This window comes from Alkaliphilus pronyensis (assembly GCF_009017275.1).
Classification (GTDB): Bacteria; Bacillota; Clostridia; order Peptostreptococcales; family Natronincolaceae; genus Alkaliphilus_C; species Alkaliphilus_C pronyensis.
Genome location: NZ_WBZC01000029.1, coordinates 22,487 through 47,357 on the forward strand (window position 1 = coordinate 22,487; position 24,871 = coordinate 47,357).

At 35.1% G+C, this 24,871-nt stretch carries 13 protein-coding genes; 2 read left to right on the plus strand and 11 right to left on the minus strand.

The features are described 5' to 3' along the window. Positions 1 to 13: 13 nt before the first annotated feature. The 3 genes from F8154_RS09150 to F8154_RS09160 form a co-directional block, all read right to left on the minus strand. Positions 14 to 2,386, minus strand: a complete 2,373-nt coding sequence (locus tag F8154_RS09150) for an endonuclease MutS2 (RefSeq protein ID WP_151861318.1) — start codon at positions 2,384 to 2,386, stop codon at positions 14 to 16. A 248-nt stretch (positions 2,387 to 2,634) separates the two neighbouring features. After that, positions 2,635 to 4,443, minus strand: a complete 1,809-nt coding sequence (gene typA, locus F8154_RS09155) for a translational GTPase TypA (RefSeq protein WP_151861319.1) — start codon at positions 4,441 to 4,443, stop codon at positions 2,635 to 2,637. A 155-nt stretch (positions 4,444 to 4,598) separates the two neighbouring features. Then, a complete protein-coding gene (locus F8154_RS09160; protein ID WP_151861320.1) occupies positions 4,599 to 5,372 on the minus strand; it encodes an REP-associated tyrosine transposase in 774 nt (257 codons plus the stop codon). 394 nt (positions 5,373 to 5,766) lie between these two features. Between F8154_RS09160 and F8154_RS09165 the strand changes: the two genes are divergently transcribed. Both F8154_RS09165 and F8154_RS09170 read left to right on the plus strand, forming a co-directional pair. Then, the gene (locus F8154_RS09165) at positions 5,767 to 7,110 is read left to right on the plus strand and encodes an amidohydrolase family protein (protein ID WP_151861321.1); all 1,344 of its coding nucleotides are present in this window, start codon (positions 5,767 to 5,769) and stop codon (positions 7,108 to 7,110) included. 234 nt (positions 7,111 to 7,344) lie between these two features. Further along, complete coding sequence (locus F8154_RS09170) at positions 7,345 to 7,905, plus strand: hypothetical protein (RefSeq protein ID WP_192930228.1); 561 nt, start codon at positions 7,345 to 7,347, stop codon at positions 7,903 to 7,905. 344 nt (positions 7,906 to 8,249) lie between these two features. On the opposite strand, the gene F8154_RS09175 is transcribed toward F8154_RS09170, so the two are convergent. The 8 genes from F8154_RS09175 to F8154_RS09205 all read right to left on the minus strand — a co-directional run bounded on the left by F8154_RS09175 (position 8,250) and on the right by F8154_RS09205 (position 24,837). Next, positions 8,250 to 8,894 (minus strand): undecaprenyl diphosphate synthase family protein, encoded by a 645-nt coding sequence (locus tag F8154_RS09175; protein WP_151861323.1) that lies wholly within the window; start codon positions 8,892 to 8,894, stop codon positions 8,250 to 8,252. Positions 8,895 to 8,949: 55 nt separating this feature from the next. Beyond that, a complete protein-coding gene (locus F8154_RS09180) occupies positions 8,950 to 9,765 on the minus strand; it encodes a VanW family protein (protein WP_151861324.1) in 816 nt (271 codons plus the stop codon). A gap of 1 nt (position 9,766) precedes the next feature. Further along, positions 9,767 to 10,036, minus strand: a complete 270-nt coding sequence (locus F8154_RS09185) for a GIY-YIG nuclease family protein (RefSeq protein WP_151861325.1) — start codon at positions 10,034 to 10,036, stop codon at positions 9,767 to 9,769. A gap of 236 nt (positions 10,037 to 10,272) precedes the next feature. Further along, complete coding sequence (locus tag F8154_RS09190) at positions 10,273 to 12,963, minus strand: AAA family ATPase (protein WP_151861326.1); 2,691 nt, start codon at positions 12,961 to 12,963, stop codon at positions 10,273 to 10,275. Continuing rightward, a complete protein-coding gene (locus tag F8154_RS09195; RefSeq protein WP_151861327.1) occupies positions 12,960 to 14,201 on the minus strand; it encodes a metallophosphoesterase family protein in 1,242 nt (413 codons plus the stop codon). The genes F8154_RS09190 and F8154_RS09195 overlap by 4 nt, the downstream gene beginning before the upstream one ends. A gap of 21 nt (positions 14,202 to 14,222) precedes the next feature. Continuing rightward, entirely contained in the window at positions 14,223 to 15,830 is a 1,608-nt protein-coding gene (locus tag F8154_RS09200) for a gamma-glutamyltransferase family protein (RefSeq protein ID WP_151861328.1), read from the minus strand. A gap of 211 nt (positions 15,831 to 16,041) precedes the next feature. Next, the gene (locus F8154_RS15085) at positions 16,042 to 16,200 is read right to left on the minus strand and encodes a hypothetical protein (RefSeq protein ID WP_192930229.1); all 159 of its coding nucleotides are present in this window, start codon (positions 16,198 to 16,200) and stop codon (positions 16,042 to 16,044) included. A 90-nt stretch (positions 16,201 to 16,290) separates the two neighbouring features. After that, entirely contained in the window at positions 16,291 to 24,837 is an 8,547-nt protein-coding gene (locus F8154_RS09205) for a GH36-type glycosyl hydrolase domain-containing protein (protein WP_151861329.1), read from the minus strand. Between the last annotated feature and the right edge of the window lie 34 nt (positions 24,838 to 24,871).

A 24,871-nucleotide genomic window follows, 5' to 3' on the forward strand; every position in this document is an offset into this window, starting at 1 on the left:
TTACACCCTCAATCTACTTAAGCTCAATAACTGTAACACCTGCTCCACCTTCACCATATTGTCCTACCCTATAGCTTTTAATATGTCTATTCTTTTTTAGCATTTGCTTAATGCCAGAGCTTAGAATACCTGTTCCAACTCCATGAATAATGGTAATTGGTGATAATCCAGCAATGTAGCAATCATCAATAAACTTATCTACCTCAAGCATAGCTTCTTCTAGGTTCATTCCACGTACATCAAGTTCATTTTTAATGGTGGCAGCCTTACTTTTAACTATTTTACCTATACCAGTTTGCTTTGTATTCTTTTTATCCTTAATGCGTTCAAGATTAGATACATGCATAGTAACCTTCATAATACCAACCTGTATCACTACTTCTCCATTTTCATCCTCTGGAGTTACTACATGACCCTGTTGATTCAGAGATAAAACATTAACAGTTTCTCCTGCCTTAAGGTTTTTGGGGGTTTTTCTATTTGCTTTAGCTTTAAATACATCTTCTAGGCTTTCACCCATCATATTCATTTTTTTAGATAGCTTCATCTTAGAAGCTTCAATTTGTCGATTCATTTCCTTTTCTTCCATTTCCAGCTTAAGCTCTCGTAGAGACTTAATAATCTCTTCCGCTTCAGCCTTAGCATCCTTTAACAGTCGATGGGCCTCTTTTTTTGCTTCTTTTATAACCTTTTCCCTCTGTTCCTCCAATTGTTTATTCTTATCCTCATATTTTTCAAAAAGCTTTTCTGCATCTAGCTTAAGTCTTTTAGCCTCATGGCGGTCTGCCTCAGTAGCTCTTCTATTGCCTTCTATGGATTGAAGTAAATCTTCAAAATGAATGTTTTCAGTAGAAATAAACTCCTTAGCCGACTCAATTATTTCATCCCTTAACCCCAGCTTTCTTGATATTTCAAAGGCATTTGATTTCCCAGGTATACCAATTAATAGTTTATAGGTTGGTCTTAAGGTTTTAACATCAAACTCTACTGATGCGTTCTCTACAGCTTCATTAGATAAAGCATAATGCTTTAATTCACTATAGTGGGTTGTAGCAATAACACTGGCATTAATTACTCTAAGATGGTTTAGTATTGCCATAGCCAAAGCAGCACCTTCAACGGGATCTGTACCTGCCCCTAACTCATCGAATAGCACCAAAGATTTTGGTGTAACCTCATCCAGTATACTTACGATATTAGTCATATGTGATGAGAAGGTACTTAAGCTTTGCTCTATGCTTTGTTCATCACCTATATCAGCAAATATTTGGTGAAATATCGATATTTCTGTTCCAAAATCTGCTGGAATATGTAATCCACTTTGAGCCATTATTGTTAATAGTCCAACAGTTTTTAAGGTTACTGTTTTTCCACCTGTATTAGGTCCAGTTATTATTAGGGTCTTAAACTTATCTCCAGACCAAATATTTATTGGAACAACCTCATGGCTACTAAGTAAAGGATGTCTACCCTCTTTGATGTTAATTTTACCTTTATCATTGATTATTGGTTCGATTCCCTTTAGTTCTAGTGATAATTTACCCTTTGCAAATACAAAATCCAAGTATTGAAGTAGCTTTTGATTACCTACTATTTCTTGTCCTCTTTCTGCCACTAAAGCTGAGATCTCCATTAGTATTCTTTCAATTTCTCTTCTTTCCTTTAGTTTTAACTCTTTAAGCTCATTATTTAACTCTAATACAGACATTGGCTCTATAAATAGAGTAGCTCCACTGGAGGATTGGTCGTGGATTAAACCAGGAATATTCCCCCTATGCTCCTGTTTAACGGGAACCACATATCTGTCTCCCCTCATTGTAATGATAGGGTCCTGTAGATATTTCTGATTAGTAGATGAAGAGATAATGCTATTTAGCTTATTTCTTATTGAATCATTCTTTGATAAGATAGTCCGTCTAATATGCTTTAGCTCTGTACTTGCATTGTCTGATATTTCCGAGTCGCTTATGATTGCATTGTCTATAATATCCTCTATGTCTTTAAATGTTGCTAATCCATTTACGGTATCTTCTATAATAGGGAACTTTGCTTCTTCTTTATCTTTTTTTATAAATGCCTTCATTCTACGGGCAACTCTTAGAGTATCTTTAACAATCAATAATTGTCCGGGATCGAGATAAGAGCCTATTTCGGCCCTTCTAATCATATGGGCAACATCATGAATACCGTCAATTGGTACATTTCCCCTTTTGATTAGAAGTGCCTGTGCTTCGCTTGTTTCCTGTTGATAGCCTTTGACTTCATTAATCTGTGTGCTGGGTTTTATCTCCTTAGCTAGTTCTTTTCCTAGGGAGGACCTACATTTCTCTGTAAGCCTTTCCACAATCTTTTTAAATTCTAATACCCTTAAACTTCTTTCATTCATTTTCATCACCTCATACATTGCTACATGTCTACTAATATATACATATAATATCCATTGTTATATTTAATAGTTAATTAATTAATGGAATTTTTATCTGCTTCTAAATTGTATCAAAATTCTTAATTAATGTCTATTATTGTAAAATTACATTTCATGCTGTAGCAGTCATATTCGCCTGTTGAGTTGGGAGTTGGAAACGAATTTTCCGCATAATATAAAAAGATGGTCTGTTAAACCATCTTCTTTAGCTATTTTCTTTGAGACCTTTCACGGGCTGTTTTCTGTAAAATTCTCTTTCTTATTCTAATATTTTTAGGTGTAATTTCCACCAGCTCATCGTCAGCAATAAACTCTAAGGATTGCTCTAAGGATAAAACTGTTGGCGTTACTAATCTTAATGAGTCATCATTACCAGCAGAACGAATATTTGTTAACTGCTTCTTTTTACAAACATTAACTACTATATCTTCTAATCGTGAGCTTTCACCCACTATCATACCTTCATATACCTCTGTACCAGGAGTAATAAACATTTGTCCTCTTTCCTGGGCATTGAAAATTCCGTATGCTACTGCTGTTCCATTTTCAAATGCAATCAATGAGCCCCTTGTTCTTACTTTAATGTCACCTCGATAGTTATCATAGCCATCAAAAAGATGATGGAAGGTTCCGTAACCTTTTGTATCTGTTAAAAACTCAGAGCGATAGCCTATTAATCCTCTAGCTGGGATTCTGAACTGAAGCTTTACAATGCCAGTTCCTGTTGGTAACATATCCAGCATTTCACCTTTACGTTGTCCAATTTTATCAATTACTGCACTGGCATTTTCTTCAGGAACCTCAACAAATAAATGCTCGAAAGGCTCTTGAGTTCCTGCCTCGCTTTTTTTCAATATAACCATTGGACGAGAAACAGCAAATTCATATCCCTCTCTTCTCATAGTTTCTATTAGAATTGAAAGATGCAGCTCTCCTCTACCAAGAATTTTAAAGCAGTCGGCACTTATTTCCTCCATTTTCATGGCAACATTTGAAAGCATTTCCCTTTCAAGTCTATCTTTTAAGTGTCTACTTGTAACATAGCTCCCCTCCCTACCTGCAAAGGGACTATCATTAACCATAAAGTTCATAGAGATAGTTGGCTCATCTATTTCAACAAAGGGAACTGGCTCTACTTTATCCACCGAGCAAAGAGTGTCTCCAATACTAATATCTGAAATTCCTGCTATAGCAATTATTTCTCCTACTGTAGCACTTTCTATATCTACTCTACCTAACCCTTGAAAGTTATACAAACTACTTACCTTAACATTTGCAACCTCGCCTTTAGTTTTAGCTAAAACTGCTGCTTGGTTTTTATTAATAGTACCTCTTAGTATTTTACCTATTCCAATTCTTCCAATATATTTGTCATAATCTATGTTTGAGATTAAAAGCTGTAGCCCATTTTCAGGTTCACCCTTTGGACAAGGAATGCTTTTTAAAATAGAATCAAACAAAGGTCTTAGGTCCTTGCCCTCTTCTTCAATGGAAAGCATAGCAAATCCATTCTTAGCAGAAGCATATACAACTGGAAACTCAAGCTGTTCATCATCTGCTTCAAGGGTAATAAAAAGGTCTAGTACTTCATCCTCTACCTCTACTGGCCTACCATCTGGTCTATCTATTTTATTAATAACAACAATTGGCTTTAATCCTTCTTTTAAGGCTTTTTGTAAAACAAATCTTGTTTGGGGCATTGGTCCTTCTTTAGCATCAACTAAAAGTAAAACCCCATCCACCATCTTCATTATTCGTTCTACTTCACCACCAAAGTCTGCATGACCTGGTGTATCTATTATATTAATCTTTACTCCTTCATAGCTTACAGATGTGTTTTTAGAAAGAATAGTAATTCCACGTTCCCGTTCCAGTGCATTAGAATCCATTACTCTTTCTTCAACTACTTCATTGCTTCTAAAGGTTCCACTTTGCTTTAGCATTTGATCAACCAAGGTTGTTTTGCCATGGTCTACGTGGGCAATAATTGCAATATTTCTAATATCTTGTCTCTCCATCTTATTCCTCATCTTCCTTTAAGTTTGATTTTCATCTGTTGTGATTATTTTCTGCCATAAGAGCAATTTTATCACAGTTATCTTTAAATCGTCAATTAACATTTAGAAAGGTTTGTGTTAAGTTATAGAAACGGAGGGACGGTTCTTTTGTTTCGTTATGCTCTATTAACCAAGCTTAAGGAAATGCCAAGTATCCTTGCTATCTGCCTTTGGGTTAATCCTTCAATCTTCTTAATTTTGGCAACTATATTATCTCTTTGGGTTTTTGGAAGAGACTTTATTTGTGCAATCTCATAACCTTGTAATTTTTCACATATTTCTGCTCTTGCTTCTTCATCACTGTAGTGTTTTTTATAAGTGTCGTCAAGAAAGCAATCTTTGTTCTCTGCTTTATTATATTCGATAAACATTCTTTGGGCTTTGGTCATGTCCTCTGAGAAAAAGCTTAGTATATATCTTTTTTCTATAAGCATTTCTGGTAAATCCTTCTGTCCATAATATATCCGATAACTACTCCACTTCCATTCATCAGGAGATTTAACTATTCCCGCTTTTATAGGGTTTTGATGTATATACCTTAATACAGCTAAAAGATGTTCATCCCTCTCAACATTTTCACTTTTGCATCGGTCTTGAAAAAGATGTCCTATGGTTTTATATTTCTGATTATAGTACCACACATAGCTAACCCCTATCCTTTTAATGAATTGAGGTAATTCTTCTTTTCCCTCACCTATAAGTAAATGTACATGATTACCCATAAGACACCAAGCATATAATTGAATATCGCTTTTTTGCTTGAACTTTATAAGTGTTTCAACAAATTTTTGGCAATCTTCATCATCGTGAAATATTTCCTGTCTATTTGCTCCCCGTAGCATTACATGATAAATACCCGTTTCACTCTTTTCTCTTGCTTGTCTTGGCATATGACACCTCTTTTCAATTTTTATTAATTATACCACATTTTGCAAAGAGAAACAAAAGAACCGTCCCTGCGTTTCGCAATAGGTATCTATTTTAAAAATAGTGTCAAAGTTGGAAGGTATTGTTATGTTTTTGTGGAATCATTATTAAGAATAAAAAATTATATTTGTTTTAATTCATCTCAGCGGCGTTACTAACACTCTCGCTATAAAGCGGGAGATAAGTGCCGCCAAGCTAGAAAGTAAGCGGAACTAGAGTCAAGTTGGAGTTAAAACACCATCTGAACTAAGTTTTCTTTATAGTCTTGATTAAGAGATTGTAAAACTGTAAATGACCTATGAACTAATTAATACAATCATTGTGTATTAATCTTAGTTCTAAAAAAGGAGATGGTGTATGAACAGGCATATGGGTTTAAAAAGCAATTTAGTAAGCATGATTATGGTTTTTATTGTGGCTATCTGTATAGTAGTGTTAGTGGGCTGTAATGCTAAAGAGCCAACAATTGTAAAAGATAGTCAAAATACATCCCCACATCCAAATTCTCAGGATTCTGAAGCTTCAAAGAAAGCCAACACAATTGTGTTTCAGAATGTAAACATTATTACGATGACAGATGATAAGGTTCTTGAAAATTACAGTGTAGTCATAAAAGATGACTTAATTGCTGAAATAGGGAAATTTGAAACAGTAACCATTCCTGAAGATGCCAAAATTATAGAAGGAGAAGGGAAATATCTAATGCCAGGCTTAGTAGATATGCATGTGCATCTATTTAGTTATACAGGTGAAGAGAATCTCTACTTAGCAAATGGTGTTACCAGTGTTCAAAATATGTGGGGTCATCCTAGAACCATTATGCAAAGAGACTTTAATAATAGAAGACTTACTGGACCTAGGATTTTTACAACTGGACCACTTATGGATGGTCCCAACCCTATACACCAGGGTAGTTTAGTTTTAGAAACTCCAGAGGAGGCAAGAAAGGCAGTAATCTCAGTGCAAACACAAGGATATGATGCAGTTAAAGTCTATGAAAAATTAACTATAGAAGTCTACGAAGAGATTATGAAAACTGCAGATGAAATAGGGATTAAAGTGGTGGGACATGTTCCACGACAAGTGGGGATAAGGAAAGTACTTGAGTTAGGACAGGATTCCATTGAACATTTAAGTGGCTATAGTGAATCTAACATAGAGAACGAAGCAGAGATGACTGTAGAAAATAATGTTTGGAATACTCCAACGTTAGCTATAATCCATATACTTAAAGAGGAAAACGAGATTGAAGGTTTAGAATATATTAACCCAGAGACAATAGAGATCTGGAGAAATATTAGACTATCCCTAAAATATGATATAGATCTAGAAACAGGTCAGAACTTTGTTCGCATTATTCACGAAAAAGGTGGGAAGCTACTGGCTGGCACCGACGCAAATAATCCATTTGTAGTTCCAGGCTTCTCTTTGCATAGTGAACTAGAGTATTTAGCTGGTGCAGGATTAACACCCTATGAAGTATTGAAAACAGTAACATACAATCCGGCTGAGTTTTTAGGACAATTAGATAAATTAGGAACTGTCGAAGAGGGAAAAAAAGCAGACTTAATTCTTTTATCGAAAAATCCCCTAGTGGATGTTAAAAATACTAGAACATTAGAAGGAACTATGGTTCGTGGAGTATGGTTAACCAATGAAAGTCTCCAAGAAGAACTGAAGAAGCTAAGAGAAAGCTATTAGCCTTTGTTAATGAGTAACTATAGCATATTAAAAGGACCTTTAATTTTCCTCTTACTAAAAAACTGCATAATAGAATAGAAGCACTATGAAATTTAATGATTCAGCAGAAATAATATGAGTAAAAATCAAATATTATTTATTATTATTGGTATTGTTTTCTTAATTGGAAAAGTCGAAACACGAGGACGAAACGAAAGAACCGTCACTGCGTTTCACTTAAGGAGGGAGATAAAAATGAATTATGGTTTACTAATAAAAATCTTCTTCACTGTTTATATCTTGAGTAAATTTGTTAAAAGTTATATAGATTTCAAAAGTACAATAATAAGGAATAGATATGATAAGTTGAAATGCTATGAAGTTATGTTTACGTCAATAACATATTGGTGGGCCGCAACACTAGTAATAATGGGATTTATATTTAAGTTTGATTGGAAAATAATAACTTTTTTAAGTATACTATATCTTTTATCTTGTTTCTATATTGAAAGAATCAAATTTAATTTGGCAATGGCTAATAACAAAGAACAACTAGATACTTTACTTAAGCAAAACCAAATAAATGGATATATTCAGTGTTGTATTAATATTGTTACTGTTATTTTATTAATCTTATTGGTTTTCAATTATAACCATCCACAATTATATGAGCAATATTTATCCATAAATATAATGTTTTTTTTGGGGATGGCTGTATTATTATGTATTATTTATGCTGTAGGTGTAAATGTGTGTATAAAAAAATTAAAATATAAAAAGTATTATGTTTTTTTTGATGAAAAAGAGGGGTTTTGATGTAAAGGTGGCGAATAAGTGTTAATGTCAAAACAGGACTGTCCCCTACTAACACGAGGACGAAACAAAAGAACCGTCCCTGCGTTTCAAGAGATGAGGTGTAACTTATTTGGATATTAAAAGAGGTTTGCTAGGTGCATTTTTAACAATTTTGTTTATAATTATATTTGCAGAAATATTTGGCAAAGATCCAATAACTTATTTCAAATATTCTTCTTTAAGCTTAAAGCTTGTAATTATTTTGTTTATATTTTCCTTGTTATTCATACTCTTTAGGAAAAATATGAATAAATGAGCGAAACGCAGGGACGGTTCTTTTGTTTCGCCCACCCACACCCATGTTTCTACCCACCCAGGGTAATGTCCTGTTGTTGATACCATTCTAGGGCATCATAAAAATGCTGAGATTTAAAGTCTGGCCAGTAGTCCTCCACCACATAAAAGTCAGCATAAACTGCCTGTACTGGCAGTAGTCCACTTAGCCTTCTTCTACCACCCCAACGAATAACTAAATCTATTCTAGATATATCTTTGGATTTTAAACCTCCAAAGTAGTTGCTTTTTAGAGCTTCTTTGCTTTCGATTAGATTACTTATATCCCAGTGCCAACCATAATTAACTAAAAAGTTAATTTTAACTGTACCCTTTCCAAATTGTGTTCTCTTGGTATAGGGCAAAAGCTCGTCTGGGAACAGGGGTGAATCTGAGTTACCTAAAACAAGCAAAGATGCATCCTCCTGTGAAAGCAACTTAACTGCATTAATGCAGGCTTCAGTGAATGCCTTTGTTTGACTAGAAGGTCTTTTTGTATTATCCATTGTAAATCCATAGTAGGTAATTTCCTCTATGCCCTTTTCCTTGCAAAGTTTATATAACTGAAGACCAGGCTCTAACCCCTCATCATAGCCTTGTTCTTTATTAAGTCCTTTATTAACTGCCCATCTTCTATTTCCATCTGGAATTACACCTATATGCTTTGGTACTCTCATATTCTCACTCCTACCAACTATCTATATGTAGAAGTGTTGACAACAAGCTTTTATATCATACGTTGTTTTTGTTTGGATTTTCCAGTAGTGGATTATACATCATAATTGCATGGTTTTCTGTAATATACTCATCCGCCAGCAAATTATTATCTAAATCAAATGCTTTTCTATATATTAAATTATGTCTTAAATATCCTCCCCAGTGTTCATGGGTAATCCAGTGCTTCTTTTCATAGACATGGAACTGTAGATTTGGGCAAGTATTAGACCTCCATTCTGCCATAAGCTTATTATCCGTTAGATAGAGCTTAAGCTGGTAAGGATTATTTGTAGCATTATATATTTGTAGGTCTAAGTAATTATATGCACAGGTTGCTCCACTTCTAAAGGGCTGTGTTCTGTTGGAATCTGGGAAAACATCAAATGAATGTCTATGTCTTTCTACCACCTTTAAGGGAGAATGTAGTGTGCACCAGTAAATAAGATTAGATAGCTGACATAGTCCTCCTCCTATACCAGTTTTAAAACTACCATAGTAAAGAACCATACCTTCTACATAGCCCTTATGCCTTGTTGGCTTACCAATATTTTTCCAATATGAAAAGGTCTCCCCCGGCAAAATCAAAATACCATCTAGTTTTTTTAATGCAATTTCTATGTTTTTAACTTTATTTTGCTGTAGCCACATATCTACATTTTTTAATTTTCTATATAATGGGGTACTATGGGTAAAGATGCAATATGGTAGAGGAGTATTTTCCTTTTTAGTTGCAAATTTCTGTTTACCAAAATACCATTTAATATACCTTTTGATCCTATAATAGACAGTACCAGCCTTCACTCTTAACAATGATCTTGTCTTTGGCTTCATACTATTCTTTCATCCTATTGTGGCTTTCTTGAAAGGAGGAAACCAGCTTTTCTTTTTTCTGTCTAGTCAAAGCCTTTATAGCAGCCTCTCTTTTTTGAGCCTCTACTTTTGATTCGTACTCTTCCCAATATACAAACTTTACTGGTAGTCTTGCTCTGGTATACTTAGATGCTTTTCCACTATTATGGGCTTCCAGTCTATTTTTTAAACTGGTTGTCCAGCCTGCATAATAGCTACCATCTTCACACTCTAAAAGATATGTATAGGGCATATGCCTCACCTCATTTTTGTTAGTCTAGGATTACTGATGTTTTTTTGGAAAAATGGATACTATTTGAAAATTGTACATCTATAGATTCTCAAAGTATAGTTACAGTGTAATCATCTGCTTTGGCTATTAGGAGGCCTGGGTTGTTATTATTATACCTATGCTGATCTTATAATATAGTTAATTTTCCATAACATAACTTAACATAACTTACGAAACAAAAGAACCGTCCCCTCGTTTCATAGGCTTATTCTTGTGGTGTTGAAGGTGTTTTCTATTTGTTCTGCAAGCCAATTATGACAGGTGAAGAAGAATATTTGTCTGTTATGGCTAATTTCTTTTAACAGCTTAAAATTATTCTCTAATCGCTCCTTATCCCAGTTAATGAAAAGTTCGTCAAAGCATACTGGAAGCTTTTCAAAGCCTTTATCTAAATGATCCATTAGGGATAGGCGAAGTGAAAGGTATAGCTGATTTAAAGTACCTTTACTAAAGGATTCTGTTACCTGCTGTGCAGCTAATACACCTGCTTTTTTTACCATAATACATGTTCCTTCATCTGTTTCCTCTACATATATATTTGAATATCTTCCATTTGTTATGATGTTAAAATAATGGCTAGCATTCTTTAAAACGTCAGGTTGATTTTCTTCCCTGAACTCCTCCTCTGCTTTTTTTATTATCTCTGTCAATAAAGCCAATTTATCTCTTTTAATACATGCCATTTCGTAATCTGATTGAATCATTAATAGCTGACTTTCTATATCATCTATAGTAATACTATTTAGTAAATTGTCTATAGCTAATTGCTTTTCTTTTTTTTCATCCCTCAGCTCCTGTAGTTTTTCCTCTAGCTCCTCCATTACAAGCTCTGTCTTTTCCAGTTGAAGGTCTTGAAAAATCCATCCTTCATTGTTTTCTAATTGGTTTAGCTCCTTTTTTTGCTCTTCAATGTTGCTCCACTCCATTAGCTTTTCTTCTATTAACCTTAGCTTTAGTTCTAGCTTATTGTTTAATTGAAATATCTCTACACCCTTTTCTATATCTCCATTCCCCAAAATCTTTAGCTTTTCTTCTATATCTGCTAGTAATTTTAATACCTCTTGAAGTTTTTTGTTAAGTGAGCTTTCCTCTTCTTTTAAGGCTTCTAACTCTTCTATTAGCCCATCATTAACTAATAACTTTTTTTGAACTCCATCTAACTGCTCCTTAAGTGAATATAAGGAATTTTCGTTGGTGTCTGTGATTTCAAGTGTGTTTAAGAAGTTCTGTAAGCCTTCTACTTCTTTATTTAGGGAACCTTCTTTTTCCTTTAAAAGCTTCTGTTTTTCATTCAACTGATATATATCATCCTTGATTTTTATTATACCTGATAAAACCATCTCGTCAATATTAAGGATAACCACTTCTGGTAAGGGTATCCCCCTAAACAGACTAAATAATGCTTCCTTTGCATTTGCTAGTTTTATAGTTGCTTCTTCTAGCTTTTTTTGTAGGGCTTTTATTTGGGCATCATCATTCTTTTGTTTATATAGTTGATTTTTCAATAGTTTACTGGTTACATATCCACCACCACCAAAAACCCCAATAACTACTCCAAGAAATGTAATAATACTTGCATTTAAGCCATAGCCAACCGCAGCAATAATAGTACCAGCTATAGCGGATATTACATAAAAAGATGGTATTTTAAAATTAATGCTCTGATTACTTAAGAATTCATAGCTTTTAGTTGCATCATCTATATCTGCCTTAACCTTACGATAGTCTTCATAGGCAATTTTTGTTTGTGATAAACTTAAGCCTTCTATTGATGCAAGTATTTCATTATTTACTTCTTCATTAAGAAGCTTTTTGCCTTCGTATTTAATTCTCTCGTTAATAATATTTATCTCTGTTTTTAGTTTCTCTACTGAATCCCTCATGTATTGTATTCTTCCAGCATTTTTTACATATTCATTTATCTCGTCTTTACTATGTAAAATCTGTTTTTCATAATCTGTTACATCTGAAACTTTATTGCTTTTTAAATTAATCATCCTTTGCTTGTCTTCAATGAAATCATTAAGTTGATTAACTAACTCATTAAGCTCGTCTCTTTTCTCCAGAGGATTTTTAGGTAAATCATCATATATATCTTTATTAATGAAGCTATTACTTGTCGCCTCTAAGTCCTTTAGCAGTCCCTTTAGGGGAATTAGTTTTTTCACCTTAGCTGTTAGCTGCTTCAGCTTTATTCTTTCCAGTGATTTTTCTTCAATTAAATTATTTATGACCTCAAGCCTTTGCTGATTTTCTCTAATGTCCTGCTGTCTTTTTATTGCTTCTAATCTCTCTTTTTTAAGGGATTTTATTTCTCCCTCTAGCTTTTTTATTAAGAAGCCTCCCCTACCACTTTCTCTATATACACTATTGGCTTCCTCCTGTAACTCCTTTAATACCTCCCGTGTATTTCTGATTAGATGGCTTCCATAATTGGCTAATAGCTTATCCTGTATTTCATCCCATCCTTTGCCTTGCAGCTGGACTAAATCCTCCACCCTTAGGGAATATATTTTTTCATATATTTCCGTGGAAATATGATTTACGTAGGGTAGTGGCTTATTCCTTAGATCAATGGCATTATTACCCTGCAGTAGTTGTCCCCGAGGTGTACTTAATAGTTTTCTTGTAATTTCAATTTCTTCGCCATTATCTAAACGAAGCCTACCTGAAAAATCTATTTTATCAACCTCCCATGGATTATAGGGGTGTTGATCTCTGTTGGCTGGTGTAAATCCATATAGCAGACTTTTAATTAGATGAAAAAGGGTGGTTTTGCCACTTTCATTTTTCCCATAGAATAGTACAAAGCTATTCGGTAGCCCCACCATTGGTGTTTCATTTATAAACCTTCCAAAGGAATTAATATTTAATTCAATTAACCTCATTTTTCTTCACCTACCATTCGATTAAGGGCTTCTTCCTCTAGTCCCTCAACTAGCTCCAATATATATTTTAGCCTTGCATTTTTACCGTCAAGCTTCTTGTTGCAAAGCTTAATTTCCAGTAATTTATCTATTAGCTCTTGATTGTCCTTTATGTTTAATATTAAATCAACTGTTCTGGATAGCACATGATTTCCTTCAAGGCACTCCCTGCTATTCACTAGGGGTAGTAAATTATTGGCTTTAATCTCTAGGGAAAGAAGATTTAAGTGTAGCTTTATATCCTCCTCCAGCTGTTTTATATCTTCATCTATCTCCATTGATTTCTTTAAGAAGCATCTACCCTCTAGCTGTAGTCTTAATATTAACTGATTTGCATCAAATTCTTTGCTATTTAAGAAGGCTTCAATTTTAACAATAATGTAGTCTTTTAATTCTTGATAATTCTTAATACTCTCCATTTCACTAATTTCTAATGTGTTCCATTGGATATTGGAAAACCTCCTGAACTTTACCTCGACATTACCGTAGTCATCTATAGTTACTATGTAACCCCCTTTTTCACCTGTTTCTTTTGGGTTACGACCTTGAAGATTTCCGCAATAATAAATAGACTCATTTGCCACCTGTTGAGCTTGGTGTATGTGTCCCAAGGCCCAGTAGTTATAATGCTTTGATATAAGGTCTTCTGCTGTACAGGGTAAATAGCTGTCGTGCCCATCTACTCCCGATGCTGTTGTCACCATAGCATGGGCAAGTCCAACAACAGGAATTTCAGTATTTTTTGCTGGTAAATCCTTTATTAGATTTCTAGCTTCCTTCTTTGATTTATGTCCTACAGACACAATTTTTGCTACTATTTGGTGGTTATGTTTTACCTCTAATTCCTGTACTGAATCATCATTAAACAAGTGCACATTATCTGGCCAATTAATCAAATTTGCTCTATAATTTTTATCACCTGGGTCATGATTACCTGTTGCATAATAAACCTTAATATTGTTTTCCTTTAACCTTGTAAAGGCATTTATTAAAAAAACTTCAGTTTGAAAGGAAAGCTTATCATTATCAAAAAGATCTCCAGCAATAAGTAGCCCTTGCACCTTTTCATCAATACAGGTATCAATAACCCTGTTAAATGCTTCCCTTAAGGAGTCTCTAAGCTTGTTCCTTAGCTCTGGATCTCTAGAATAAAAGTGTGTGTCTAAGTGTACATCAGCTATATGTATGAATTTAAACATTATTCAACCACCCTCCATAAACTACCATACTGCAACTGCTCCGTCTGTTCTACCCTCTGTGGCCCCCATTAAAGCACCATCTTCATTTTTCCATATGATCTGACCTCGTCCAAAAACTCCATTATCCTTAGCCCAAGCCACCTCATGTCCAAGCTTGTGAAGATTATTATATATGCCTTCATTTAGTGTAGCTTCTATTTCAACATTTTTTTCCTTAGTCCAGCACCATCTTGGGGCATCTAACGCCGATTGAGGATTCATTTTAAAATCTATTGTATTCATAATAACCTGCAGGTGCCCCTGTGGCTGCATGAATCCCCCCATTACTCCAAAGGGTCCAATAGGTTTATTATTTTTTGTTAAAAAACCAGGTATTATTGTGTGATAGGTTCTTTTTCCAGGCTCTAAGCAATTAAAATCTAGGGGATTAATAGAAAAATTATGACCTCTATTTTGTAGGCTAATTCCGGTACCTGGTACAACCACCCCCGAGCCGAAGCCCATATAGTTACTTTGTATATATGATACCATATTACCCTCACCATCAGCTGTGGCTAAATAAACGGTTCCTCCCTTAGATGGTTCCCCTGCTACTGGTAATGCTGCATTTTTGCCAATAAGCCTTCTTCTTTCTTCACCATAGCCTTGTGATAACAGGTCTTCAACCTTTATCTTCATTTTAGTAGGGTCTGTAATATATTTTTGACCATCTGCAAAAGCCAGCTTTATAGCTTCTATTTGCCTGTGATATGTATCTACCGATTCCTTTTCATTGAACTGAAAACCCTTTAGTATATTTAGAGCCATTAAAGCCACTATTCCCTGTCCATTTGGTGGTAGCTCCCAAACATCATAGCCTCTATAATTAACCTTAACAGGGTCTACCCATTCAACTTGAAAGCCCTCAAGGTCTGATTTTTCTAGGTAACCACCAGTCCTTTTAGAAAAGCTATCTATTGCATCCGCCAAATCTCCTAAATAGAAGTCTTTACTGTTGGATTCTGCTATTTTCTCTAGGGTTCTACCGTGCCCTTTGGAGCTCCATATTTCACCAATATAAGGAGCTCTGCCTTTTGGTGCAAACACATTAAACCATTCTTGAAATTCTTCACCCTTTAGGTTGTTTTTATAAACTTGAAGGGCCCTACTCCAATATTTGCCTGTTATAGGTGAAATGGGAAACCCTTCATATGCATATTCTATAGCAGGCTTTAATACTTCTTTTAATGACAGTCTTCCAAATTTTTGTGATAATTCTGCCCAAGCAGCTGGAACACCAGGTACAGTAACAGGTATCCAACCAAATTTAGGTATTTCTGAAACACCTTTATTCTTTAAAATATCAATTGAAATATTCTTTGGAGCTCCTCCACTTGCATTTAGCCCATGTAATTTATCCTTCATCCAAACAATTGCAAAGGCATCTCCTCCTATACCGTTGGAGGTTGGTTCTACAACTGTAAGACAGGCAGCAGTTGCTATAGCTGCATCAACAGCATTTCCACCCCTTTTTATTATTTCTAAGCCAGCCTGAGCTGCCAAGGGTTGTGAGGTTGCCACCATTCCTTTTTTACCATATACTACTGTTCTTTGGGATGGATAGTTGTATTCTAATGGATTAAAATGCATTTCAAACTCCTCCTATTTTGATTCTAATATAAATAGTTCCATAAAGAACATTAGTTTCCTTCTAATAATTTTACAATTTTATGAAATAAATAAGAAATGGTGTTTTATTAAGAATTTAAAAAGGAAAAGACCTTTTAAAATCTTTTCCTATTGGCTATTATGCTGCTTAATCCATAAGCTCTAAAACTCTACTATACTAGTAGTATTTTAACTATTTATTCTTTTTACAACTTTGCTTTTTTGTTTCCCATTGTATATGCTTTTTACATAACTGTTTCTTAAGGTCTAATAACTCTTTCGCCATCTCTTCATCAGCTTTGCTTCTAATCATCTCTTCTTTAATTTTACTAAGCTTTTTATCATACTCCATATTGCTTCTCCTTATACTCTTCATTCATTACTACTTAATTAATACATATACACGACTAATATTGTTATATTTAATTGATATTATATTGATTTAATCCATTGTTATATTAACAGTATGCTCTAATCCATCATTTTTTAGTTTTATCTCTTTTTCTTTTTGAGTTACTCCATCAACCATAACCTCTTTTATACCTCTATTAACTGCATTTGGGTTGTTTACAGCTATGTTATAGGTTGTATCAATGTATTTGTACTGAATGCTATAGTTTTTCCACTCCTTAGGGATACAGGGGTCAATTAATAGCATCTCTCCCTTCTTCTTTATCCCTAGCATATATTCAATGCCTATTCTATACATCCAGCCTGCTACTCCTGTATACCACGTCCAGCCTCCTCTGCCGACATGGGGTGCTACAGCATATACATCAGCTGCCATAACATAGGGCTCTACCTTATAGGTTGCACATTCTAATGGGGTTCTAGTATGATTTATGGGATTAATCATATTAAAGAGCTGCCATGCCCTATCACCATCACCAAGCATTGCATAGGCATTAATCACCCACGCTGCTGCATGGGAATACTGTCCACCATTTTCCCTTACTCCAGGAACATAGCCCTTAATATAGCCTGGGTTTTGATTGCTTTTGTCAAAGGGTGGTGTAAATAGTAGTATCATTCCCTCCTCTTTTTTTACCAGATAGTTTTCTACAGATTTCATAGCCTCTAGGCTTCTTTTCCTGTTTCCTCCCCCAGAGATTATAGACCATGATTGAGCTAATGAATCTATAATACATTCAGTGTTTTTTGAGGAGCCTAAAGGGGAGCCATCGTCATAGAAGGCTCTAATATACCATTCTCCATCCCATGCATTTTCTTCTATGGCATTGGCTATTTTATCAGCTATAGCCAAGTAATCTTTTGCCTTCTCCGAGTCACCAAGTTTTTTCATAAGAGGTACGAACCTTTTAAGGATAGAGTAGATAAACCAACCTAGCCAAACACTTTCTCCTCTTCCTTCATTCCCCACAGTGTTCATACCGTCGTTCCAGTCACCCGAGCCCATTAATGGGATTTTATTTGCTCCAAATTTTAGGGATCTATCTATTGCTCTAATACAATGTTCATACACACTTGCCTTTTCATTTGATTTTTCAGGTATTCCATAACGTTCATCCTCACCCTCCTGTAGGGGTGACTCCTTTAGAAAATGTACCTGCTCCTTGAGAATATCTAAATCATTGGTTTTTTCAATATACTCTGTAGTAACATAGGGTAGCCATAGTAAATCATCTGAAAACCTTGTGCGTATCCCCTTTTCACCTGCACCTGGATGCCACCAATGCTGAACATCACCCTCTAAAAACTGATGCTGGCTATGAAGAATTATTTGCTTTTTCACCAGCTTTGGAAACAGATGGGTTATACTCATTACATCCTGTAGCTGATCACGGAAGCCATATGCTCCTCCAGATTGATAGAAGGCAGACCTTGCCCACAGTCTACAGGCTACAGTCTGATACAGTAACCATTGATTCAGCATTATATCCATAGATAAATCAGGGGTTTTTACCTTAACTGTATCTAAGGAGCTCCACCAAAAGTCCTTTACTGTAATTAAGGCTTCATTAATGTTTTGAAGCACTTTATATTTCTCTATAAGCTGTGTGCATTTTGCTTCATCCTTTTCTTGTCCTATAAAAAATCCCAGCTGCACTTCTTGATTTATGTCTATGCTAACGGTTATTTGAAGAGCTATACATGGATCAAGGCCTGCTCCAATATTGTTGCTTAACCCCTCTCTTTTTAGTCCTTTAGGATGTGCCGCACTTCCATCAGCTCCAATAAACTCTTCTCTGTCACATGTAAAGGAGGCTATGGTGTTAGTTGAGCCAGCGAAAGCAATATTTGTATTGAAATCAGTGTTATATGGATTACTAATTGCTATTGCACCATTATCCATTAATCTGGTTTTAATAAAGCGTTGAGTCAACTCCTCTGCAATACCTAATACAGGTCTAATATAGTAGGTTAGCGTAAGCCTTCTGACTTTATTTGAAGTATTTTTTAATTTGATTAGGTTAAGCTTAACAGCCTCATCCTTTGGTACAAACATGGTTAAGGCTTGATCTATGCCATGGCTTTTATGCTGGAAGCTTGTATAGCCTGTCCCATGGGTAACAATATAGCTTTCCTTTTCTCTTATTGGTAAGGGTGTCATTGACCAATATGATCCGGTGTCATCATCTCTTATATAAACCACCTCTGATGGAGGGTCTGAAATTGGATCATTTGACCAAGGGGTTAATTTATTCTCTCTACTGTTTTCATACCATATAGCTCCAGAGCAGGATTCAGACACTATGAAACCAAACCTTTCATTTGCTATAACATTACTCCAGGGAGCTGGTGTGTTAAGGTTCTCCTTTAAATTCATAATGTATTCTCTGCCATCTTTGCTGAATCCACCATATCCATTAAAGAAATCTAATTCTAAAGCCTCATCCTTACTTTCATAGGGAACATACTTCTCTGGATATTTTTTATCATTTGGTAGATCAGCCCTATAATCTGACATCGACAGCTGTCTACCTATTGAACCTTCACCGCCCTTTAAAACAACCCTAGCAACTGAATATAGTAAATTAACATCCTCCTGAGGCATTATATTTGTATTTCTTATGAATATGCCTCCCCTTTGATCCATAATATGCCTTCCATGACTTGTCATTACTATGTCTAGTAGTAATCCCTGTAGGGCTTGTAGATAATTGCTTTCATCTTGATTTACTATAACAAGGTCTGTAATTACCCCTTTAGTTCTGTAATACTCATGGGCCTTTAGTGCTTCCCTAACCAAATCAACCTCAGAAGCATTATCTACTGTCACTAGAATCACTGGTAAATCCCCAGAGATACCATATGGCCATAGACCGGATTGTCCTTTGCTATTTTCTTCTAGCCTTTTACTATATTTTCTTTTAAGGGGACTTAAATAAAAAAGCTGTGAAGTCATATCCTGATAGGTCATAATATCCGATGGCTTTAAGTTTAAAAAGCCCGCCTCCACTTGACTTCTTGTGTGGGCCAACTGAAAGCCCCTACTAATTGCTGAATTATCCTTGTACTTTCTAATTAGCTCTAAAATTTCATTCTTACCCTCTGCTACTCCAGTTATAAATGACACCTCAACTGTACTTCCCCCTTCTAGCTTTATTGTTTTTCTTAGGCTTAATATAGGGTCTATGGAGATACCCACTGAATTAGTTAGTGGTTGGGTAATGGCTGAAGGATTAGAAATGCTTCTTCCCCTCCCAAGAAAGCTTCCTCTATTTGTCTCATACTGGAACCCTCCAACTGCTTCACAATTATCTGTAATGGTATGGAACATCCACCTCTCTTTATCCTTTAACTCTCTTTTTCTCCTTGATGCCAGCAGTGCAGTATACTGTTTGTTAACCTCAGTTGTAACAAAAAGATTACTAAAGGCAGGATGGGCTAAATCTGCAGCTGGAGAGTTTAATACTGCTTCTTGATAGCTGGTTAACTCTAAAACTGCTGTTTCGTTACCATGATTAGCTATGGTTAATCTCCTTATTTCAACCTGATCCTCTGGAGATACGGTAATTTCCATATTTGCTTCTATAAGGTCATTTCTGCAAACAAACACTGCTTTATCCTCAGAAAATACTACCCTATAGCCATCGGGCTTTTCATAGATCGGCTCATATGTTGCGGACCAAATGGTGTCAGCCTTTATATTTCTTATAAATATAAAGCTACCGTATTTATTTTCTATTGCATCCTCTCTCCATCTTGTAATCTGCATATCGCCACTTTTACTAAAGCCATTACCTCCTGAAGTAACCATAACTGTATACTGTCCATTTGAAAGAATATGGCTTTTGGGTGGAAGCTCTTCTGGTTCTCCAAACACTCTTACTGCTTTTTCATGGCTGTAGTTTTTTCTCTCAACTGGCTGTAGATATTTTGTAAACTCATTGGTTGTAATAGCATATGGTGATTTTTTCTCCTGTAATAATAGCTCTGCTGTTTTTATAATAGGCTGAGAATGAAATCTTTTCTGCATAACCATGTTATTAAAGTAATTATCTAGGGAGACGAAAATCATCCCCTGATGATGGGCCATAAAGCTTTTTACTATTTGCTTTTCACTAGTTTTTAATACAACCGGTGAATAATCTATAGCCTCATATAGTCCATACTCCCCCTCTAACCCTTCATCTATTAAGCTTTTTAAATTAGTCAACACATCATTTGGCTTTAAGGGCAAAGCTAAAAGGGTAGAGTAGGGGGACACCACCGTATAATCTATCAACCCCCGTTTAAGACCTAAATCAGGAATTCCAAAGGCTTGATACTGATAGTTAAATTCCATATCAAAGGCATAGTATCCAGATTCCGAAACACCCCAGGGGACTTTCTTTAAAGCTCCATACTTCTTTTGAGCCCTTATTACAGCTTCATAGGTCTCATCCCATACTGTGTTATTGTATTTCTTCATTATTAAGTAAGGCATAAAGTATTCAAACATAGTTCCTGTCCATGAAACCAAGCCTCTACACCCATTTACAAGGGCAAGTCTTCTCCCCATCCTAAACCAATGTTTTTGGGGTATTTCTCTTCTAGCAATAGCTATATAGCTTGTTGCCCTAACCTCCGATGCCAATAGGTCGTAGTAGGCCTTAGACAGCTTTTCTTCTTCCCCGTTATAACCTATAGAGAATAGGTTTCTTTTAAAATCATATAAATGAGTAAATTCTGTTTCATCAATTATCAATTGTATTTTATCCATTAATAGCTCAACGTTGCTTTTAAATTGACTTATATTGCCTTTTAACTCCTTAAGCTGAGATGCTAGTTTTATTAGTTGTCCTTCACTGTGCTTGTCTTTAGCCTCAATCGTATTTAGTTCCCTTAATAGCTCACTATATAGTATATCTAACTCTTCAATTGATATATTAACATCCAATAGCCTTTGAAGTGTTTCGTTATTAAAGAATATTTCTAGTGTATCTACATGTTCTGCCGACGGTAGAAACTTATGTAGTTCTTCCTTTATAGCTTCTATATGCTTATGTGCTTTTATATCCCATGTAGTATCACCCACGTTAGAGGAAGTAGTTGTATCTATTACTAAGTGCCATTTTGATAGGGTCATTCTACCCTTCAATGCTTCACTTATATAGGCTTCATTTTCTCTGTTGGCTTCGGTTAATTGCAATGTGTCTATAGCCCCCTGAAGAAGACTAATATCAATAATGGGCTTCTCTAAATAATCTGAAAGACCTGCCTTAACTGTTATTAAATATGTTACAAAATTTCCACTATCCACTGTTGACACATAGCTTGGTCTCAGAATGTTTAATGTTCTAGTGTCATACCAGTTATATAAATGTCCCCTCCACTTCTCCATACCAATAATGGTTTTAATTGTATTCTCTATATTTGCCACCATTTTTGTTGTAGTTAAATATCCAATATCTCTAGCAGCTAAGGCTGACATTAAGTAGAAGCCGATATTTGTAGGAGAGGTCCTATGGGCAATACCATTTTCAGGCTCAACTTGATAGTTATCTGGTGGCAGATAGAAGCTTTCCTCATTAACAAAATCCTCGAAGTAGCCCCAAGTTTTTCTAGCTATTCTTCTTAGCTCAGCCTCTTGTTGAGGTTGTAGCCTAGCTTCAGTGTACTTTAATTTTTTGCTTGAATGGTAGGCAACAATGGGAGATGCTATCCACAATATGGCTAATGGAATGACATATATAGCATTAACTGGCTTTATCGATAAAACCATAATAATTAAGGCTATAGATACATATATGGCTGCCTTCATTTGGCTAATGAAGCTATCTATATCTCCCTTTAAGTTTTTTTCAACATCTGCAACCGTTACCCATTGCAAAAGATTTTTTTTAGACACTGTAATTCTATATAGTGTTCTTATTATTGCATCTGTCATTACAGCAGCCTCATAGGGAATAAAAACAAATGTCATGAAAAAGTGATGTAATCTGTAGCTAAGGCCACTACTCATTTTTTTACAGCCGGCTTTAGTATTAATGGTGCTAAATATTTTTTCATTTATATGCTCAATTACCCCTGTTATAAAGGGGACTGAAAGTGTAATTATCACTAATATTAGCCAAACTGCAAATTCTCCAGGTAGTATTAAGGCTCCAGCTATAATTAGTAATAAGACAGCAATAGGTATTAAGCTTCTTCTTAAATTGTCAATAATTTTCCATTTAGCTAGGATTGACAAAGGATTTTCAATGGTATTTCCTTCTCTGTTTTTAACTCTATTACTTAACCAGGGTAAAAGCTGCCAATCCCCCCTCACCCAACGATGTAGCCTTTTTATATATGAGCTATAATTTGAAGGAAAGCCATCTATAAATTCTACATCTGTAGCTAAACCTGTCCTCAAATAGCTGCCCTCCAATAGGTCATGGCTTAAAATAGCATTATCAGGTAGTGCTTTACTAAGAATACTATTAAAAACCTCAATATCATATATGCCCTTTCCTGTAAAAATCCCCTCATTGAATAAATCCTGATAAACATCGGAATAAAGGGTTGCGTAGGAATCTATTCCTCCTTCTCCCCCATAGGTCCTTGTAAAGTTGGATTTACCAACAGCTTCGATGCCGTTACTTATTTTAGGCTGAATTAATCCATAGCCTTCAGTAACAATTCCTTTTTTATCATCTACATAAGCCCTATTTAATGGATGTGTTATCATACCAATAAGTTTTTTAGCAGTATCAATTGGTAAAAAAGTATCTGCATCTAGGGTAATAACATATTTTACTTCTTCTAAAGCTTTTATATCATCAGAAACTATGGAAAAGCTAGTGTTTTTTAGGCCCTTTATAAGCTGGTTAAACTCTAAAAGGGCACCTCTTTTCCTTTCCCAGCCCATCCATCTTCCCTGTGTCTTAGAAAATTGTCTTTTTCTATGAAAGTAAAAAAAGTCGCTGGCTTCTTTACTATATTTATTATTTAATCTTTTAGCCTCATTTAAAGCTGTATCTACTATTTCCTTATCGGTTGGCATTTCCTCATGTATATCATCTTTATAATCTCCAATAATGGCGAAATAAAGATTTTTTTCTTTGTTAGCTAAATAGTAAACCTCTAATGCTTCGAACAGCTCCTTTACCCTTTCCTTATTGGGCAGGAGAGTAGGTATCACAACAATAGATGTGGCTTCACTAGGTATTCCGTCCCTATACTCATATCTTGGAATGAAGCTGGGCTCCACCATCCTTGTAAATATCCAATTAGTAATTACAACAGCTACACTGGTGGCAGGAACTAAAACTAATATAAACGTTAACAAGGCTATTAGAATATCTGTGGTATTTGCAACTGTATAGTATATCGTTAAGGCTACTATAATAGCTGTTATTAAAATTATTGGTGTTATATATGAGGTAAAGCCATAGTATTGTTTTGAGCTCCTCACCTTTGTACCCACTAAAGCCTCAGCAAGTAGTTCTTTTCCCTCATCTAAAAGATAGTAGCCAACATGTGCCCTTTTATCCCTTTTATCATTGGAGCTTTTTTCTGCAAGCTCAATAGCCTCCTTTGCAACTTGAATCTCGGAGACTTTATATTTGTCTGCAAGCTCAATAACCTTTCTTCTATAATAGTATCTTGACTCAAAATCCATTTGAGGGTAATCCTCTGTAGGGTCAGTCCTTAATATCCCCTCAACAATAGATAGCTCCTCAGCCAGCTGATTCCAATCAATGGCAGCAATAGTATTAATACTGGTTATTGAATTACCTATTGAAATTTTTCTTGCAGCTTGAGATCTGTGCTCTTCTTCTATTAGCTCCTTTAAGCTAATATTATACTCTAACAGCTTTTTTTCTATTAAATTAGTTATCTCTACTGAATCTGTCCCTTCATGTCTAAGCTTTCTAATTAAATGCTCTATATATGATGTGTTTATTCTTTGATTGCTTACAATGTTGGCTTTAACTATATTTATTAATTTCTCCTCTTGATGCTTTATTGTATCCTCTGCACTTATCCATTCTTCTTCAGTTCTTTGAATTTTTTCACATATGATACGGATATTCTCCAATAAAGCTATTTTAAGCATTAAGGAGATAGACCAAATTTCCTCGATTGACAGAACTCTTTTTGATTGATAGGAATTGATAAAGTCTTTAATTATATTCTCCTCGATCAGTCCATCGGTATGGGAAACCAGCTCCATAGCAATAACATATACCCTGGGATAGCCCTTTAAAAATCCCTTATCTAGTATATTGTACTTAGCATTTATATCCTGCTGTAATATTAGCTTTATCTCTTTAACCTGTTCTTCAATTTTATAAAAATTATCTAAAAGCCATTCTGATGCTGGTGAAAGCTCTTTTTTAACTTTGCTTTTTTTATTTAGCTCTAAATAAACCGCAGCAATGGTTTTAAAATTATATTCAATTCGTTTTAACAGCCTACTAGATTTTTTTCCCCTTGTAATAGTATGTAGCTTGGCTATTTCTTTTCCATGCTTTTCAAGCTCTTCTTTATTAAGTAAAACATCCTTCATACATATAATTTGATCCTTATTTTTATCAAAGTTAAATCTGGATAACATACTTTATTCACACCTTTCGGAGGGATGAGGGAGT